Origin of the sequence: Zunongwangia sp. HRR-M8 (assembly GCF_027594405.1) — a bacterium.
Taxonomy (GTDB): domain Bacteria; phylum Bacteroidota; class Bacteroidia; order Flavobacteriales; family Flavobacteriaceae; genus Zunongwangia.
On sequence record NZ_CP115161.1, the window covers coordinates 3,718,437 to 3,734,960 of the forward strand.

Genomic DNA, 16,524 nt, shown 5'->3' on the forward strand with positions numbered 1-16,524 from the left:
ACCCGTCTATCTTTGCCAATATGGCCAAATTAGATACCTCAGCAGTAAGTTTTAAAAACATTAATAGGATAGCCATCCCTGCGATTATTGCAGGAATTGCTGAACCCCTAATTTCTCTTACGGATATTGCTGTAATTGGAAATGTAAAAGATAACTCGGTTGAAGCTTTGGCTGCCGCGGGGATCGTAGGTTCATTTTTATCTGCAGTAATCTGGATATTGGCACAAACAAAAACTGCTATTTCAGCAAAGGTTTCTCAACATTTAGGCGCTAATCGATTGCATGCGGTTAAAACTTTGGTTCCACAAACGATCGTTTTTAATCTTCTTCTTAGTCTTTTAATCTACGGAATTACAGCTCCACTGGCGCGACTAATATTTAGCGCTTATAATGCTGAAGGTTTAATTTTGGATTATTCGATCAGATACTATCAGATTAGAGCAATTGGTTTTCCCTTAACACTGTTAACCTTTACCATTTTTGGTGTCTTTAGGGGTTTGCAGAACACTTCTTGGGCCATGAAGTGCAGTCTTAGTGGTGCGCTGGTAAACATTGCGCTCGATTACTTACTGGTTTACGGTATCGATGGCTATATTCCTGCTATGCATTTAGAAGGCGCTGCTTATGCCAGCTTAGCCGCCCAAGCTACAATGTTGATTATAGCCTTATGGTTTTTCTTTCGTAAAACTCCGTTTCATTTAAAACTGAGCTTTAATATAAATCCTGAATTTAAATCACTTTTAGTGATGGCCGGCAATCTTTTCTTACGCACGCTTTCGCTAAATATAGCTATAATGCTAGCTAATGCTTACGCTACCGATTATGGAGAAAGCTATATCGCCGCCCAAAGTATTTTAATGAATATCTGGCTCTTTTTTAGCTTTTTTATCGATGGCTATGCAAATGCCGGTAATGCAATTGGCGGTAAATTATTAGGCGCAAAAGATTACAAAAACCTTTGGGAACTTAGCAAAAGGATTTCAAAATATGCCGTTTTGATCGCGCTTATCTTAATGGTCTTATGTGGAATCTTTTATAATCAAATTGGATTTTTATTCAACAAAGATGAAGTTGTTTTGGCGCTCTTTGCCTCTGCCTTTTGGATCGTTCTATTAATGCAGCCAATAAACGCAATCGCTTTTATGTTCGACGGAATTTTTAAAGGCCTGGGCGAAGCTGTTTATCTACGGAATCTTTTATTAGTTGCCACCTTTTTAGGTTTTACGCCTGCGCTGTTAATTTCAGATTACTTCGGGCTGAAATTATACGCTATTTGGATCGCATTTTTAGTCTGGATGTTGATACGAAGTGTAGGACTGGTTATTAAATTCCGAAGAAAATACTTGAATAAAGAAGTTTAAACTAGGCAATTTTACTTTCAACACTCTGCGTTAATGGCATTTTGAAGGTAAAAGAAGTTTCTCCATTCTCAGACGTCATAGTCAAAGAACCATCGTGTGCTTTGGCAATTTCTGAAGCGATGTAAAGTCCTAAGCCAAGTCCATTTTCGTTACTTTGAGCCTTGCTTTTAAAAAATGGCTTGAATAAATCCCCTCGATAGTCTTCAGGAATTGTTTTCCCCTGATTGATCACCGATAAACTAAATTCATTTTCAGTATTAGACACAATCACCTCGATAGGCTCTTCTAAAGTTCCGTGTTTAGTGGCGTTGCTTAGTAAGTTTGATAATAACTGGGAAACCCGGCTGCTATCACAATTAACCGTTTCGGTAATTGATATTGCGGTAGTAATCTTATTTTCTTTATTCAGCGCTCTAAATTCTTCGACTACTTCACGAATTTCCTTTTCAAGCTTAGTGTTATTATTAGATCGGTTTAAATTAATACCATCTCCTAAATTCCCTTTCGCAAAATCTAAGAGATTATCAATTAGACTCTGCATCCTGTAAGAGGTCGATTTAATAATTTCTGCCTGTTTTTTCGAAGCTTCAGGAAGATTGGCACTTAACAACATATCGGCACAAATTCGAGCAGTCCCAACAGGATTTCTAAGATCATGTCCTAAAATTGCAATAAAGGTTTCTCGTAATTCGGCTATTTCTTGCTGTTTTTGTAATTGCTTATTCGCATTTTGTAATTTTTGAACCGATTCTAAATGAAAAGAAATTAACTCGACATACTGCTCAAACATTCCTTTTATTTGGTCGTTATTCAAATTTGCCGGATTGGGATCTATGGCACACAGAGTACCAAAGAAAGATCCATCTCTGAGAAATATGGGATAAGAAATATAGCTTTTAAAACCGTATTGTTTTGGTGTGTGATGATCCTTAAATATAAAATTATTATCTACATCGTTGATTATTACAGGAATGTGATGTTCCCTAATTTCATTACAAATTGTAGAACCAACATCCAGCTCATCGCCCGGTCGCAAACCAAATTCGATATCATCTTTAGAAACTGCAGTAATCCAGCGATTTTCGGTAACTCTCGCAACAGCAACAAACCTCATTTTAGAAGTGCTGCTAATTACATTTAATAATGAGTGGATTCCGGGAATCTCATTTACATCTTCTATATCTTTCTTGAAATTCAGTGCTAGTTCTTCATTCATAAATTAATTGCGAGGTCAGGATGTTCAAAATTGATTAATGCATTTGCAAATATGGGAACTCTTTTATTAACGAAGTGTTCACTTATAAATATTTTAAGAATCTTTAGTTTTGAAAAAACTTAATATATGACAACCACGCGAGAAGATGGAAGCCTATTTTCGAAAGTTGAAAACGGCATAGGTACTATAGAATTTGGGCATCCGGCAAGCAACAGTTTTCCCGGCATACTTTTAGAACGTTTAGAAAAAGCGATTTCAAATTTTTCTGAAGATACTAAAGTTAAGGTGATTGTACTAAAATCTGAAGGAGAAAAAGCTTTTTGTGCCGGCGCTTCTTTTGACGAGTTAATGGCGGTTGAAAATACAGAACAGGGAAAAGTTTTTTTCTCGGGTTTTGCGAAGGTCTTAAATGCCATGCGTAGCTGTAAAAAATTAATTATTGGTCGTATTCAGGGGAAAACAGTAGGTGGTGGCGTTGGATTAATCGCTGCCTGCGATTATGCAATGGCTACAGAAGCGGCGTCTATTAAACTTTCAGAATTAAGTATTGGTATAGGACCATTTGTAATTGCACCGGCCATAGAGCGAAAAATAGGTGTAGACGGACTCGCTGAACTCAGTCTCGCGGCACACGAATGGAAAACGGCATATTGGGCAAAAGATAAAGGTCTTTATGCTAGGGTTTTTGAAAACATAAAAGATTTAGATAAAGAAATTGAGCTATTTGCTGAAAAATTAGCATCTTACAATCCCCAAGCCCTACTCGAAATGAAAAAGCTTTTGTGGAAAGGTACAGAGAACTGGTCGACCATTTTAATAGAAAATGCGGCTATTAGTGGAGAATTGGTGTTATCTGACTTTACCAGAAACGCACTCTCTAAATTTAAAAAATAACATATGAAAGTTTTACCACTTGATGCCTTAGGTAACAAAGCCGAATTGTTTGGGTATTACATAGGCCAATTTGTAGCAATGGTTTTGCCATTTTTATTATTCGCAATAGTAGCATTTTCAGTTTACCGTATTTTAAAAAAGAAAAAGCTAAAGAAATTTTGAAAATAGTTAGTAACGATTTTTTTATAAAAAAGACGAAGTATTGGGTTTTTAAGTAATAGCACTTTTTGGCAAATGAACTCCAAAATATTTTTGCACCAATATTTATTTCCTTTTTTGAAATTTATTTAAAAGTCGAAAAAAGAAAGCGAACTTTACCATTTTATTGGCTATTCGAAAATTGCATTTCTCTACATTTATTTAAAAATGAAAAATGCTGTTTCAACAACCAGAATTACCTAAAGATAAACCTGCATCCGAAACTCAGGAATATGGCTTTGAACTTTCGGATTTTTTAAGTGAAAACTTTTGGTTTCTACTCATTTTTGTTGTGATCACTGCCCTAGTAATTTTTGATTATTACCGTCGTAAAAAAGGAAGAAAATAATGCAGAGTACTTTACCTGAAAACGAGGAAACTTTTGAGATTTTGAGTTTTCTTAGCGGTTATGGCTTTTGGATGATATTAGCCATAATTCTTGTGATTTTAGTTTTTTACAAAAAGTTTAAAAAATAAGTTCTCGCTAAAGACTGGTGTTGCGTTAGGGATTGCAGTGAAAATCCTTTTGCAAGTGTGCGAGCAAAAGATTGAAACGAAAAGCCCGGCCGCAGGCAACGCCCAATAACCTGAAATTGGTCAAAAAATTATCTTGTTTTTAACCAACCGGTAATGCTTAAGCGCTCAGAGTTTTTGACTTCTTTTACTTCGTGCTCTAAAATCTGACTCTCGAAAATCACCACTCTGCCCGGCAATGGGTAAATAACTTCCTCGTTACCGTCTTCCTTATAAATCACCAGCTCGCCACCGTTTGTATTTTCCCAGCTATCATCGTTTAAATAGCTTACAATCGACAATTTACGACGAGAATCGTTTTGAAATGTATCTAAATGTCGCTTGTAAAACGTGCCTTTTGGGTACACCGCATAATGAAATTCTTTGTGCAAAATCCCCATAAAACAAGTCCTATTTAGGTAATCGACAAGATTATTGATTTTATTGAAGAAAATCTTTTCGGTTTCGCCAGCCTCAGCTTCGTTCATCCATAAGATAAAATCACCACGAATGGCTTTTTCAACAAGCTCGTTGGTGCGATTTCCAATAGCCGATTTTTTGAACTGATCTTCCTGATATTGGGATATTAAAGCTCCTCTTAAGCGGCTAATTTCTTCATTTTCAAAAAAATCGTCCACTATACAATATTGCTTTTCCAGCAAATCATCAATTATTGTCTCGTACTGCTGATTTAACTTGAAATCTAGCTGCTCAAAAAGTTCTTCTGTCAATTTTGAAAAAATAAAAAACCGGTTAAAATTAAGCTATTTTTGAATACAAAAATTAAAAATTTAGATGCCAGACCGCTTCGCTATTAGATTTCAGAAAATAGATCAAAGAATCAGGAAACAAGATGTGGAATGCAAAAAAGCTTCGAGCTTATTGCTAAAGGTATAAGTATAAGCATACTTAAGTTGAAATATACTTTAAAAAGAAAGACTTGTTGATTATCTATTTCAGCTTACTTAAAGCTTTAAAAATAAAATATAAACTAAAATAAATCAGCGGAGTAAATATGATCACGGTAAAATTACTCCCAAGAATATCTTTAAATATCAGATTAAAAGCTAACAATACAATTAGGAAAATGAAGAATCCTAGCATCAGATTATTTTTAAAACTCGAACTAACTTTTGATTGATTCTCCATATTACCTCTATTTAATCTTCTTAACGCGACCAAATTCAGCATACTATTAAAGTATTCGAATCGAAAGGTCGAGAAAAAACTGTTAAACAACTAATTTAAAACAATTTAACCAATACGGTGAAATAAAACTCATTTATTAACTATTACAGATATAAATTAATTTTAGATATTTAAGAATACAGAAGCGCCGAATGCTGAATTCATTCCAATCTCCACTCCAAATTCTCAAATCTAAGTTCTCATATCTTTCTTTTCAATTCTAACCTTTCAAAACTTTCCCCAATCTTTCCAAACGGGTTCTATCCCGTTTTTTAGTAGCATTTCGGCTATCACTTCGGTACTGCGCTCATCTGAAATTTCAAACTGCTCCAAGGATTGTGGTTCGACTACATAACCACCGGGATTGGTTTTTGATTCGGCACTCATCGAGGTAATTCCTAAATGCGCTATATGGTCGCGGAATTTCTCTTGCTCTCGCGTAGAAATCGATAATTCTACTTCTTCATCTAAAATTCGATAGGCGCAAATCACCTGCAATAAGTCAGGATCGGTCATTTCAACTTTAGGTTCTAAACCACCGCTAAACGGCCGCAATCTGGGAAATGAGATGGAATATTTCGTTTTCCAATAGGTTTTCTGAAGGTATTTAAGATGAAGCGCGGTAAAAAAACTATCGGCTCGCCAATCTTCTAAACCAAATAAGGCACCGATTCCTATTTTATGAATACCGGCTTTCCCCAAACGGTCTGCAGTTGCTAAACGATAATCGAAATTGGATTTTTTGCCTTTGGGATGATGAATTTTATAAGTTTCGCGGTGATACGTTTCCTGATACACCAATGTAGCGTACAAACCATCGCTCACCAATCGCTCATATTCATCCTGATCTAGTGGTTGCACTTCCATAGAAATATTCGCAAAATGTGGTTTCAATAACCGAACGGCATTACTTAGGTAATCGATTCCTACAGTTTTATTGGCTTCGCCCGTCACTAATAAAATATGCTGATAGCCTTTATTTTTTAGAAATTCGGCTTCTTTTAAAATTTCAGCATCGGTTAAGGTTCTGCGAGGAATTTTATTGGTTAAGCTAAAACCGCAATAGGTACAAATATTCTGACATTCGTTACTTAAATACATTGGTGCATACATTTGCATGGTATTGCCAAAACGCTTTTTAGTAATCAGCCTGCTTTTCGCTGCCATTTGCTCTAAATACGGTTTTGCTGCCGGAGAAATTAAGGCTTTAAAATCTTCAAGATCAGGTTTTATTGTACTCAACGCACGTTCTACATCTTGTGCATTTTTTTGTTGAATACTTTCCAATACCTCATCCCAATTATATTGTGCTAAAAGGGTTTTAAAACTACTCATATAAAAATTGTGTTAGCGGACTACTCGCTTCTGCAATTTTGCCTGTTTCGGCAAGTTTTGCTTCGTAAGCCATTCGCCCAGATTCTACCGCCATTTTAAATGCTTTTGCCATTTGTACAGGATTTTTAGAAACCGCGATTGCCGTGTTTACCAGTACTGCATCTGCTCCCATTTCCATCGCAAAAGCCGCGTGCGATGGCGCTCCAATCCCTGCATCTATAATTACCGGAACATTACTTTGTTCGATGATGATTTCTAGAAAATCGAAAGTTTTTAAGCCCTTGTTGGTTCCGATAGGCGCACCTAAAGGCATCACACATTGAGCGCCAACATCTTCTAAACGCTTACACAACACCGGATCGGCGTGAATATAAGGCATCACCACAAAACCCAGTTTCACCAATTCTTCACAAGCTTTTAAAGTCTCTACCGCATCTGGCAATAAATATTTAGGATCGGGATGAATTTCAACTTTTACCCAATTGGTTTCTAAAGCTTCACGTGCCATTTGTGCCGCAAAAACCGCTTCTTTGGCATCGCGAACACCTGATGTATTGGGCAATAAACTTAGTTTTTCGTGCGATAGACTGGTAATCATATCATCTTCAGTATTGCCCGCTTCAACTCTTTTGAGCGCAACGGTTACCAATTCACTTTCGGAAGCTAAAACCGCTTCCCGCATTAGCTTTGAATTACTGAATTTCCCAGTTCCCGTAAATAAACGAGAATCGAAGTTTTTATCTGCTATTTTTAGTTTTTCCATTTTGTATTTTTTATTTGTTAGCCATTAGCTTTTTTAAATTTAAGCGGGTTATGGTTCGTCATTCCGGACTTGCTCAGCAATCCCATTCCTAGAAAATGTGTGAGATGCTGAATCAAGTTCAACATGACGTGCGAAATAATGCAGGTTGAAATTTCACGAACAATTTTCGGTAGGCCGGAATCTTAATCATTTAGAATTCAACATTTAGCATTCAAAATAAATGAGTCCTGATTCTATTCATTCTCAAATCAACACATTACCACATTATCAAATTGTCTCTTGTCTCTCTTCTATTTTCTCTTGTCTAAGATCTGCTGAATTTCTTTTTCCGGATGTTCCGAATGCGTCAATAAACCGGAAACCGCGACTCCACTTAATCCAATTTCTCGGAGTTCTTCAATGTCGTTTAGTGTAATTCCGCCAATGGCAATTATGGGAACCGTATTTTTCTGCTGCGAATATTTCTCTATCAATTCCTGATAACCTGAAAATCCAAGAATGGGGCTCAGTTTCTTTTTAGTCGACGTAAACCTTAGCGGTCCCAGACCAATATAATCGACTCCGTTTTGCAGATGATCCAAACAATGCCGCAGCGTATTTGCGGTACCGCCAATAATCTTTTCCTCTCCTAAAATCTGGCGTGCTTCTAAAACATTGGTATCTTCTTGTCCTAAATGAACGCCGTCGGCATTACAGGTTTTTGCAATTTCTACGTGATCATTTATAATCAGTTTTGCTTGATAAGCTGAGCATATTTCACGAGCTGAAATTGCGGTTTCTAGCACTTCTTTTGCTGAAGTTTCTTTCAGTCGTAGCTGAATCCAATTGCCACCGGCTTGTAACACGCGTTCTATATTTTCTAAATGAACTTTAGCATTTTCTCCTTGAGAGATATAATGCAGTGCAGAAATTTCTTTTTGCAAATTCACCGGTTTATTTAAAAACTGATTCATAGTGTTGCTTGATTTTAATAAAACTTTTTATTGGATTTTCTTGTTGCCAAACCGCGCCAAGCACTGCCGCGCCACTAAAACCCATTTTACGAATTGCTGAAATTTTTTCTGAATCAATTCCGCCTAGTGCAATCACTTGCTGTTGAAGGTCGTTTACCTGAAACTTTTTTCCCGAATACCCGGTTTTGGAAATCGAATTAAAAACAGGGCTCAAAAAACAGTAATCGAAATTCGATATTTCTGAAAGCATTTCTTTTTGATGCACCGAAGTGCTTACCTTAAATTTTTCTTGCTGAAAAGAAGTGATATAGTCATCTACATTTTCCTTCAGATTTGTTCTGAAATATTCCGGAAGATGAATGCCTTTCAGCCCAAATTCTCGTGCCAATTCGTGATGCTGATGTAGCACCATTTTGCAGCGGTATTCAGCTTCAAATTTTTCTAACCAGCTTTTTAATACTTCAAAAGAAACCTTGGGTTTACGAATATGAAGAATTTCTAAACCTGCATCGAGTATCGATTTCAGTTGAAATTCTTCATTTTCAATACATTTTTCCGCAGAAATTACGATTAGCATTATTTCAAATTATATTTTGACATTCTCAAATTGTAATTAAAATTAGTGCCATCATTCCCGACTCGATCCGGAATCTCCCACATTTAAATACTGAATTAGGATGCGACCCTGAATCAAGTTCAGGGTGGCGCCCATATTTTAAAATCATTAACCATTTCAGCATTCCGCTTTACGAATTTTCTGCAGAAATTACGATCAGCATTATTCAGAAATTATAAATACACTTCGCTTCCTTTTTTCTTAAACTCTTCTGACTTTTCTTCCATTCCTTTGATGATGGCTTCCTCGGTATCCATTCCGTTTTCTTTGGCATAATTCCGTACATCCTGAGTGATTTTCATCGAGCAGAAATTAGGTCCGCACATCGAGCAAAAATGAGCCACTTTCGCATTGTCTGAAGGTAAAGTTTCATCGTGATACGCTCGTGCCGTATCTGGATCTAGCGCCAAATTAAACTGATCTTCCCAACGAAACTCGAATCTCGCTTTACTCATCGCATCGTCCCGATGTTGTGCTCCCGGATGCCCTTTTGCTAAATCTGCCGCGTGGGCTGCGATCTTGTAAGTAATTACACCTTCTTTTACATCTTCTTTATTCGGTAAACCCAAATGTTCTTTTGGCGTTACATAGCATAACATTGCACAACCGTACCAGCCAATCATTGCCGCTCCAATTCCGCTCGTAATATGGTCGTAACCCGGCGCAATATCGGTGGTTAACGGGCCAAGCGTGTAAAAAGGCGCTTCGCCACATTCGGCCAATTGCTTATCCATATTTTCCTTAATCATATGCATTGGGATATGTCCGGGACCTTCAATAAAGCATTGTACATCGTGCTTCCAGGCGATTTTGGTTAGTTCGCCAAGTGTTTCCAATTCGGCAAACTGCGCATAATCATTCGCATCGGCAATACTACCCGGACGCAAGCCATCGCCAAGAGAAAATGCTACATCATAAGCTTTCATAATTTCGCAAATCTCTTCAAAATGCGTGTATAAAAAGCTTTCCTGATGATGTGCTAAACACCATTTCGCCATAATGGAACCGCCACGAGAAACAATTCCCGTTACTCGTTTTGCGGTATGCGGAATATATTTTAAACGAACCCCGGCGTGAATGGTAAAATAATCAACGCCCTGTTCGGCTTGTTCAATTAAAGTATCTCTAAAAATTTCCCAAGTTAAATTTTCAGCTTTTCCGTTTACTTTTTCTAAGGCCTGATAAATAGGAACCGTCCCAATGGGTACCGGAGAATTCCGAAGAATCCATTCTCGGGTTTCGTGAATATTTTTTCCGGTAGAAAGATCCATTATGGTATCGGCGCCCCAACGGCAAGCCCAAACTGCTTTTTCTACTTCTTCTTCAATAGAAGAACTTACCGCAGAATTCCCAATATTGGCATTGATTTTAACCAGGAAATTACGCCCAACAATCATTGGTTCACTTTCCGGATGATTAATATTACTTGGTATAATTGCGCGTCCTTTGGCAACCTCATCTCTAACAAATTCAGGAGTAATTACTTTAGGAATACTCGCCCCAAAACTTTCGCCCGGATGTTGCTCGGTAATCTGATTGATTTCCTGAAGCTTCTGATTTTCCCGAATAGCAATAAACTCCATTTCTGGCGTAATAATGCCTTTACGCGCGTAATGCATTTGGGTTACATTTTGCCCCGGTTTCGCTTTTAAAGGTTTTCGAATTCGTTTAAACCGAAGTTCATCTAACTTTTCGTTCTCTTCACGCTGCCGTCCATATTCTGAGGAAAGTCCAGATAATTGCTCTACATCTTCTCTTCCTGAAATCCATTGTTGGCGAATGGGTTGTAAACCTTGGCGCACATCAATTTCTACATTTGGATCGGTAAAAGGACCACTGGTATCGTACACCAAGACCGGTTCGTTTGACGTTTTTGTTCCGTTAAATTTATCGACGGTATCATCAAGCATAATTTTACGCATAGGCACCTTCACATTTTCGTGAAGTTGGCCTTTTACATAAATTTTTTCTGAATTTGGAAAAGGCGTTCTGCTGATGGCTTCTTCCCTCGGTAATTGGTTAGGTTTCATACTAAAAAGGTTTAGATTGATGTTTAAAATTTGATTACTGAAAATAAAACGATCAACCGCCTTGCGTAGCACGAATCACCAATACGTTACTGCCTTCTTCCACTAGTGTGTGTTCCCACTGTGGTTTAGAAATAATTTCGTTGTTAATGGCAATAGCAATTCCTGAAGCCTGAATATTCAATTGCTCCAATAACTCCTGAAGCTTTACAGGTTCTTTAAAAGAATGGTTTTGGTTGTTGACGTTTACAGTTATCATATCGTTTCGATTTTAATAGCCGTAAACCAAAGAGGATGGTCTTTGAAGAAAAGTAATATGAAATAGAACTTACCCCTTAATTTGGATAAAATCAATTCAAAATTTTCTAACTTTTCCCTTCGCAGATGCTAATCTGTATCAGGTTCAAAGGGTTTTTCTCAGCCGAATTGAATCAGCACCCCTAAAGTTTACTTTCTCAAAGTTAAATGAAATAATCCGAATTAAAAAAATGCTAAAGGCTTATTATTCTATTTTGAATACACTTTTAATACCTTTGCACTTAAATTTCCCGAAAAGTTTCCGAAGCAATTTTTCATAATTTCAGCTTTAAAATTTTAGGGAAATCCAAATTATATACGGCAGACTTAAAATTTCGGTATGGCAAAAATCAGGATTACCAAACAATTTTCTTTTGAAACAGGACACGCACTTTACGGCTACGATGGTAAGTGTCGCAACGTCCATGGCCATAGTTACAAACTTAGTGTAACCGTTATTGGAGAACCAATTAGCGATACTGATAATGTGAAGTACGGTATGGTAATCGATTTTGGCGACTTAAAAAAAATCGTAAAGTCTGAAATTGTAGACCAATTTGATCATGCCACCGTTTTCAACAAAAATACGCCTCATATAGAACTCGCGAAAGAATTAAAAGATCGTGGACATCACGTGATTTTAGTAGAATATCAACCCACCAGTGAAAATATGGTGATCGATTTTTCTCAAAAAATAAACAAACACTTACCAGGTCACATCAAACTACATTCGCTAAAACTTCAGGAGACTGAAACTAGTTTCGCCGAGTGGTATGCCAGCGATAATTAGGGCGTTCCCCTAGCGGGTCGGGCTATTCGCTTTATCTTTTTTATTTGCTTTGTAATTATGTTCTCAACATTTACAGGTGCTAACTGGCAAATAAAAAAGGATGCCGCTACTATCCCTAACGCAAAACATCTTTGTAGAAATAAGTATATTTGATTTATATTTCATCGTATGCAACTACCTACCGGAAAAAAGGTTTACTTCTCTAGCGATAATCATTTAGGTGCTCCTACCAAAGAAGCCAGCAAAGTACGCGAGGCGATATTCGTTAAATGGCTGGATGAAATTAAAGAAGATGCAGCGGCTATTTTTTTACTGGGCGATCTATTCGATTTTTGGTTTGAATATAAGCATGCCGTACCAAAAGGCTTTGTTAGGGTTTTAGGGAAACTCGCTGAAATTAAAGATAGCGGAATTCCGATTTATTTTTTCGTTGGAAACCATGATTTATGGATGGAAGATTATTTTGAAGAAGAACTTAACATTCCAACTTTTCGAAAACCACAGGAGTTTGAATTCAACCAAAAAACCTTCTTAATTGGTCATGGTGATGGGCTGGGGCCTGGAGATTATGGCTATAAACGCATGAAAAAAGTGTTTACCAATCCGTTTTCAAAATGGCTTTACCGATGGTTACATCCTGATATTGGCGTGCCTTTAGCGCAATATTTTTCAGTAAAAAACAAACTGATTTCTGGAGACGATGATGCTAAATTCTTAGGAGAAGATAACGAATGGTTGGTGCAATATTGCAAGCGAAAACTCGAAACTAAGCATTACGATTATTTTCTTTTTGGCCATCGCCATTTACCTATGGAAATTAAACTGAAAGAAAACTCGAAATACATTAACACCGGCGATTGGATTAATTTCTACACCTATGCAGCTTTTGATGGAGATGAATTGTATTTAAAAAAGCATCCCGTTAACGCTTCGTAGTTTACAGAAAAAAGCGTTAATTATTAATTCAGCAGAAAAATAGAGTCTAAAATCATAGAATCTTGGCTCTTATTTGAAATTCAGTATAAAAACGTTTATTTTCTATAGTCTTATTCTAAAAACAGCAAAGCGGTCTAAAATCTTATATCTCAACTATAACCATCAGATGCTGAAACAAGTTCAGCATGACGGTAATGCAGGTTCATAATTCAAAATAAATTCTTGAATCTATTTTCTTCAGCCTATATTCTAAAATCTCATATCTCAGTTCTAACTGCTAATTTTTCGAGACAAACTCTACGTAATTATGAAGTTCCATTTTAAAAATAGTGCCTTCAACCAAATCGCAGATTTCATTAAGTTCAAAAGCATTAACCACAAAATCCATTTTTTGAAGTGGAGATTTCAGTAAAATATTTCGTTCGCATAATTCAGAATGAGGACAATGAGAACAGTTGCCTGCGCTATTTTTTGCCATTCGAATATTTTTTGAGAACATATTCACTTCTTCAGGAGAAAGATAAAATCCCATATCCTTAAATACGAGTTGAACTCGCTTTTCATTAGAATTAGCAATTCCGCTTTTCCACTTAAAAGAAATCCCGGTATTGTTGTGGTAAATAATATCGACGTCCTCCATATTTCTAGCAGGTTTATCTCAAAGATAAAAATTTTATTTAAATTCAGTCTAAATAGCTTCGGGTTTTGTTTGCTGTTGAGAAAGTATTTAGTCGTTAGTTTACTGTTTAGCGTTTAATGTTTTCCGTTAGCGTCAAATTCATTCAAAATCCAGCAAAAAAATTCACAGTATACGATTTACAATATACTGTATACTGTATACTGTATACTGTAAAATTAGGAAGCAGAACTTTCGGATTCTAACTTTGTAATTCGTATTTGCAATTTTGGTAAGGGAAATCCAGGATCAATCATTCCTGGTTTCGGTTGAAAAATTTCAATTGAAAAATGAGGAATTTGAGTTGAGCTCTAAGTCGGCTAATTTTAGATTAGTTTTTAGTATGATGATGTGATGCTGAAGCAAGTTCAGCATGACGGTAGCGCAGGTTCACAATTCGGCATTTAATTTCAAAATAATTAAAATTGAATTGTTATGATTCTTGACTCATGATTTTTTCTCTCCCGAATCCAATTCAAAATTCAAAATAAATCCTTGAATCTGTTTTCTCTACTCTAGATTCTAAGATCTAACAGCAAAACGATCTAAAACCTAGTTCTCCTTAATATCCTTCAACTTCAATTGCAAAGAAACATTACCGTTCCATTCATTTTCATCTACAGAATACACCGCACTAAACGGTTTTTTATTTTGAATACAATCAATTTTTTTACCGAGATTAAAACCGATGACATTAAACGAAGATTTATTATCCACTTGTGATACTCGGCATTTTAAATGTGCTTCTTCACTGCCAACACATTTCCCAAAACCAGAATCGGTTAAATTTCTGGACATAAAAACCGGAGACATGTTACCGGGACCAAAAGGGGCAAATTGCTTCAGGATTCGCCAAAATTTAGGCGTGATTTCATCTAATTCTATTTCAGCATCAATAGAGATCTCAGGAGTCAGTAATTTTCTATCAATAGTTTCAGAAACTACTTCTTCAAACTTTCTTTTAAAGTTATCGTATTCTTCTTCCTTAATGGTTAAACCCGCAGCATACATATGTCCCCCAAATTGTTCAATATGATCTTGGCAAGCTTCCAAAGCATTATAAACATCAAATCCTTTTACCGATCGGGCTGACGCCGCCAGCTTATCGCCACTTTTTGTAAAGACTAAGGTGGGACGATAATAGGTTTCGGTTAATCGGCTTGCTACAATCCCAATCACACCTTTATGCCAGTTTTCTGCGTACACTACTGTGCTCAAACACTCCTGCTCTTTTAACTCTTCAATTTGATCTAAAGCTTCTGCTGTAATCGCTTTATCGGTATCTTTTCGGGTAGAATTGTGCGATTCTATTTCCGAAGCAAAATGTTGTGCCTGCGTTTCATTTTCTTCTGTAAGCAACTCTACCGCATGTAAACCATGTTTCATTCTTCCGGCTGCATTAATCCTGGGTGCGACCACAAAAACAACATCGGTTATAGTGATCACTTCTTTTTTAATCTGACTCAAAATCGCTTTAAAGCCAGCTCTTGGCGCTACATTAATGACATGCAAACCATGATACGCTAAAATTCGATTTTCGCCGGTAATAGGTACAATATCGGCCCCAATAGCGGTGGCTACCAAATCCAGATACGGCAATAATGCCTGTATGTTATCGCCACGTTTTGCAGCCATTGCCTGGATCAATTTAAAACCTACACCGCAACCGCAAAGCTCTTTATAAGGATAATCGCAGTCTTCTCGTTTTGGATCGAGCACAGCAATCGCCTTAGGAATTTCTGCTCCCGGGCGGTGGTGATCGCAAATCACAAAATCAATTCCTTTCTCTTTAGCGTAAGCCACTTTATCGATGGCTTTTATTCCGCAATCCAAAGCGATAATCAAACTGATATCATTATCGGACGCAAAATCGATTCCCTGAAAAGAAACTCCGTAACCTTCGTTATACCGATCAGGAATATACGTGGCTACATTAGGATATAATGTTTTTAGATAGGAAGACATTAAAGCGACACTGGTAGTACCATCGACATCATAATCGCCATAAACCATGATATTTTCACCTTCAGCTAAAGCTTGTTCTATCCTAGCCACTGCTTTATCCATATCCTTCATTAAATAAGGATCGTGCAGATCGGCAAGACTGGGACGAAAGAACTTCTTAGCTTCCTCGAAACTTGAAATACCACGTTGTGCTAACAATCGGGCAATAGGTTTGTCGACACCAAGGGATTGCATCAAGGTGTTTACAGTTTCAGGATTAGGATTTGGTTTTATGGTCCAGCGCGTATTCATCAGCATTATCTATTCACAAAATTCGGTTTCCTCATGAAGGTTTCATGAGTCAAAAATAGAAACATAAAATCTTCTATTTCGCTTCAAAAATACGAAAAGATCTTACTTTTTAGGCTGTAGCGCTTCGGTATTAAAGGCGATTCCACTCCAACCGCTCTTCATAAAATTACGAATGTTTTGATGTCCCTCGCCCTCAGGATGTTTCAGTACATCTTCAAAATAATGCTTTCCAAAAAGGGCTAAAGTGGTTTCTTCATTTAAGTCTTCCAATAATCCTAAAGCAAAAATTTTACAACTTCCGTTATTGCTTCCAGCTTCATTATAAACCTCACCATTTTTAAAAGAAGCGGGAGAAAATTGATAATATTCATCAATTAAGGCCATAGTTTGATCAAAATCTGCAGTTTTAGGATTCGATTTTACTTGTTTTAGATATTGCTGTAGCGTCATATTTCGATTTTTAGTCTCTTGTTTAATTGATTACTAAAATAAAAGTTCACAATTT

18 protein-coding genes and 1 riboswitch are annotated in these 16,524 nt (G+C 36.8%); of the genes, 7 read left to right on the top strand and 11 right to left on the bottom strand.

Going from position 1 to position 16,524, the window contains the following annotated elements:
* Positions 1-20: 20 nt before the first annotated feature.
* The gene (locus PBT89_RS16205; protein ID WP_270062740.1) at positions 21-1,361 is read left to right on the top strand and encodes an MATE family efflux transporter; all 1,341 of its coding nucleotides are present in this window, start codon (positions 21-23) and stop codon (positions 1,359-1,361) included.
* Position 1,362: 1 nt separating this feature from the next.
* Here PBT89_RS16205 and PBT89_RS16210 read toward each other — a convergent pair whose 3' ends face one another.
* A complete protein-coding gene (locus PBT89_RS16210) occupies positions 1,363-2,577 on the bottom strand; it encodes a GAF domain-containing sensor histidine kinase (protein ID WP_270062741.1) in 1,215 nt (404 codons plus the stop codon).
* A gap of 126 nt (positions 2,578-2,703) precedes the next feature.
* On the opposite strand from PBT89_RS16210, the gene PBT89_RS16215 reads away from it, so the two are divergent.
* From PBT89_RS16215 to PBT89_RS16230, 4 genes are all read left to right on the top strand, one after another.
* Positions 2,704-3,471, top strand: coding sequence for an enoyl-CoA hydratase/isomerase family protein (locus tag PBT89_RS16215; protein WP_270062742.1), 768 nt, complete (start codon positions 2,704-2,706; stop codon positions 3,469-3,471).
* 3 nt (positions 3,472-3,474) lie between these two features.
* Positions 3,475-3,633, top strand: a complete 159-nt coding sequence (locus PBT89_RS16220) for a hypothetical protein (RefSeq protein WP_270059876.1) — start codon at positions 3,475-3,477, stop codon at positions 3,631-3,633.
* Between the two features lie 211 nt (positions 3,634-3,844).
* Complete coding sequence (locus tag PBT89_RS16225) at positions 3,845-4,018, top strand: hypothetical protein (protein WP_270062743.1); 174 nt, start codon at positions 3,845-3,847, stop codon at positions 4,016-4,018.
* Complete coding sequence (locus tag PBT89_RS16230) at positions 4,018-4,146, top strand: hypothetical protein (protein ID WP_270059874.1); 129 nt, start codon at positions 4,018-4,020, stop codon at positions 4,144-4,146. The genes PBT89_RS16225 and PBT89_RS16230 overlap by 1 nt, the downstream gene beginning before the upstream one ends.
* A gap of 128 nt (positions 4,147-4,274) precedes the next feature.
* On the opposite strand, the gene PBT89_RS16235 is transcribed toward PBT89_RS16230, so the two are convergent.
* The 7 genes from PBT89_RS16235 to thiS form a co-directional block, all read right to left on the bottom strand.
* On the bottom strand, positions 4,275-4,913 hold the full coding sequence (locus PBT89_RS16235) for a 2OG-Fe(II) oxygenase (protein WP_270062744.1): 639 nt from the start codon (positions 4,911-4,913) through the stop codon (positions 4,275-4,277).
* Between the two features lie 685 nt (positions 4,914-5,598).
* Positions 5,599-6,705, bottom strand: a complete 1,107-nt coding sequence (gene thiH, locus PBT89_RS16240; RefSeq protein ID WP_270062745.1) for a 2-iminoacetate synthase ThiH — start codon at positions 6,703-6,705, stop codon at positions 5,599-5,601.
* Positions 6,698-7,468: a thiazole synthase gene (locus PBT89_RS16245; RefSeq protein ID WP_270062746.1), complete on the bottom strand. Its 771-nt coding sequence runs from the start codon at positions 7,466-7,468 to the stop codon at positions 6,698-6,700. The genes thiH and PBT89_RS16245 overlap by 8 nt, the downstream gene beginning before the upstream one ends.
* A gap of 290 nt (positions 7,469-7,758) precedes the next feature.
* Positions 7,759-8,421 carry a thiamine phosphate synthase gene (locus PBT89_RS16250; protein ID WP_270062747.1) on the bottom strand — a complete coding sequence of 221 codons (663 nt, stop codon included), beginning with the start codon at positions 8,419-8,421 and terminating at the stop codon, positions 7,759-7,761.
* Positions 8,402-8,998, bottom strand: a complete 597-nt coding sequence (locus tag PBT89_RS16255) for a thiamine phosphate synthase (RefSeq protein WP_270062748.1) — start codon at positions 8,996-8,998, stop codon at positions 8,402-8,404. The genes PBT89_RS16250 and PBT89_RS16255 overlap by 20 nt, the downstream gene beginning before the upstream one ends.
* 212 nt (positions 8,999-9,210) lie before the next feature.
* Positions 9,211-11,067, bottom strand: coding sequence for a phosphomethylpyrimidine synthase ThiC (gene thiC / locus PBT89_RS16260; RefSeq protein WP_270062749.1), 1,857 nt, complete (start codon positions 11,065-11,067; stop codon positions 9,211-9,213).
* A gap of 52 nt (positions 11,068-11,119) precedes the next feature.
* The gene (gene thiS, locus PBT89_RS16265; protein WP_270062750.1) at positions 11,120-11,323 is read right to left on the bottom strand and encodes a sulfur carrier protein ThiS; all 204 of its coding nucleotides are present in this window, start codon (positions 11,321-11,323) and stop codon (positions 11,120-11,122) included.
* 97 nt (positions 11,324-11,420) lie between these two features.
* A riboswitch (TPP riboswitch) is annotated at positions 11,421-11,516 on the bottom strand.
* A gap of 185 nt (positions 11,517-11,701) precedes the next feature.
* On the opposite strand from thiS, the gene PBT89_RS16270 reads away from it, so the two are divergent.
* Positions 11,702-12,151, top strand: a complete 450-nt coding sequence (locus PBT89_RS16270; RefSeq protein ID WP_270062751.1) for a 6-pyruvoyl trahydropterin synthase family protein — start codon at positions 11,702-11,704, stop codon at positions 12,149-12,151.
* Between the two features lie 168 nt (positions 12,152-12,319).
* Positions 12,320-13,087, top strand: coding sequence for a UDP-2,3-diacylglucosamine diphosphatase (locus PBT89_RS16275; protein ID WP_270062752.1), 768 nt, complete (start codon positions 12,320-12,322; stop codon positions 13,085-13,087).
* A gap of 277 nt (positions 13,088-13,364) precedes the next feature.
* Here PBT89_RS16275 and PBT89_RS16280 read toward each other — a convergent pair whose 3' ends face one another.
* The 3 genes from PBT89_RS16280 to PBT89_RS16290 all read right to left on the bottom strand — a co-directional run bounded on the left by PBT89_RS16280 (position 13,365) and on the right by PBT89_RS16290 (position 16,469).
* Complete coding sequence (locus PBT89_RS16280) at positions 13,365-13,727, bottom strand: hypothetical protein (RefSeq protein ID WP_270062753.1); 363 nt, start codon at positions 13,725-13,727, stop codon at positions 13,365-13,367.
* A gap of 588 nt (positions 13,728-14,315) precedes the next feature.
* Positions 14,316-16,019, bottom strand: coding sequence for a single-stranded-DNA-specific exonuclease RecJ (gene recJ / locus PBT89_RS16285; protein WP_270062754.1), 1,704 nt, complete (start codon positions 16,017-16,019; stop codon positions 14,316-14,318).
* Between the two features lie 102 nt (positions 16,020-16,121).
* Positions 16,122-16,469, bottom strand: a complete 348-nt coding sequence (locus PBT89_RS16290) for a HopJ type III effector protein (RefSeq protein WP_270062755.1) — start codon at positions 16,467-16,469, stop codon at positions 16,122-16,124.
* Between the last annotated feature and the right edge of the window lie 55 nt (positions 16,470-16,524).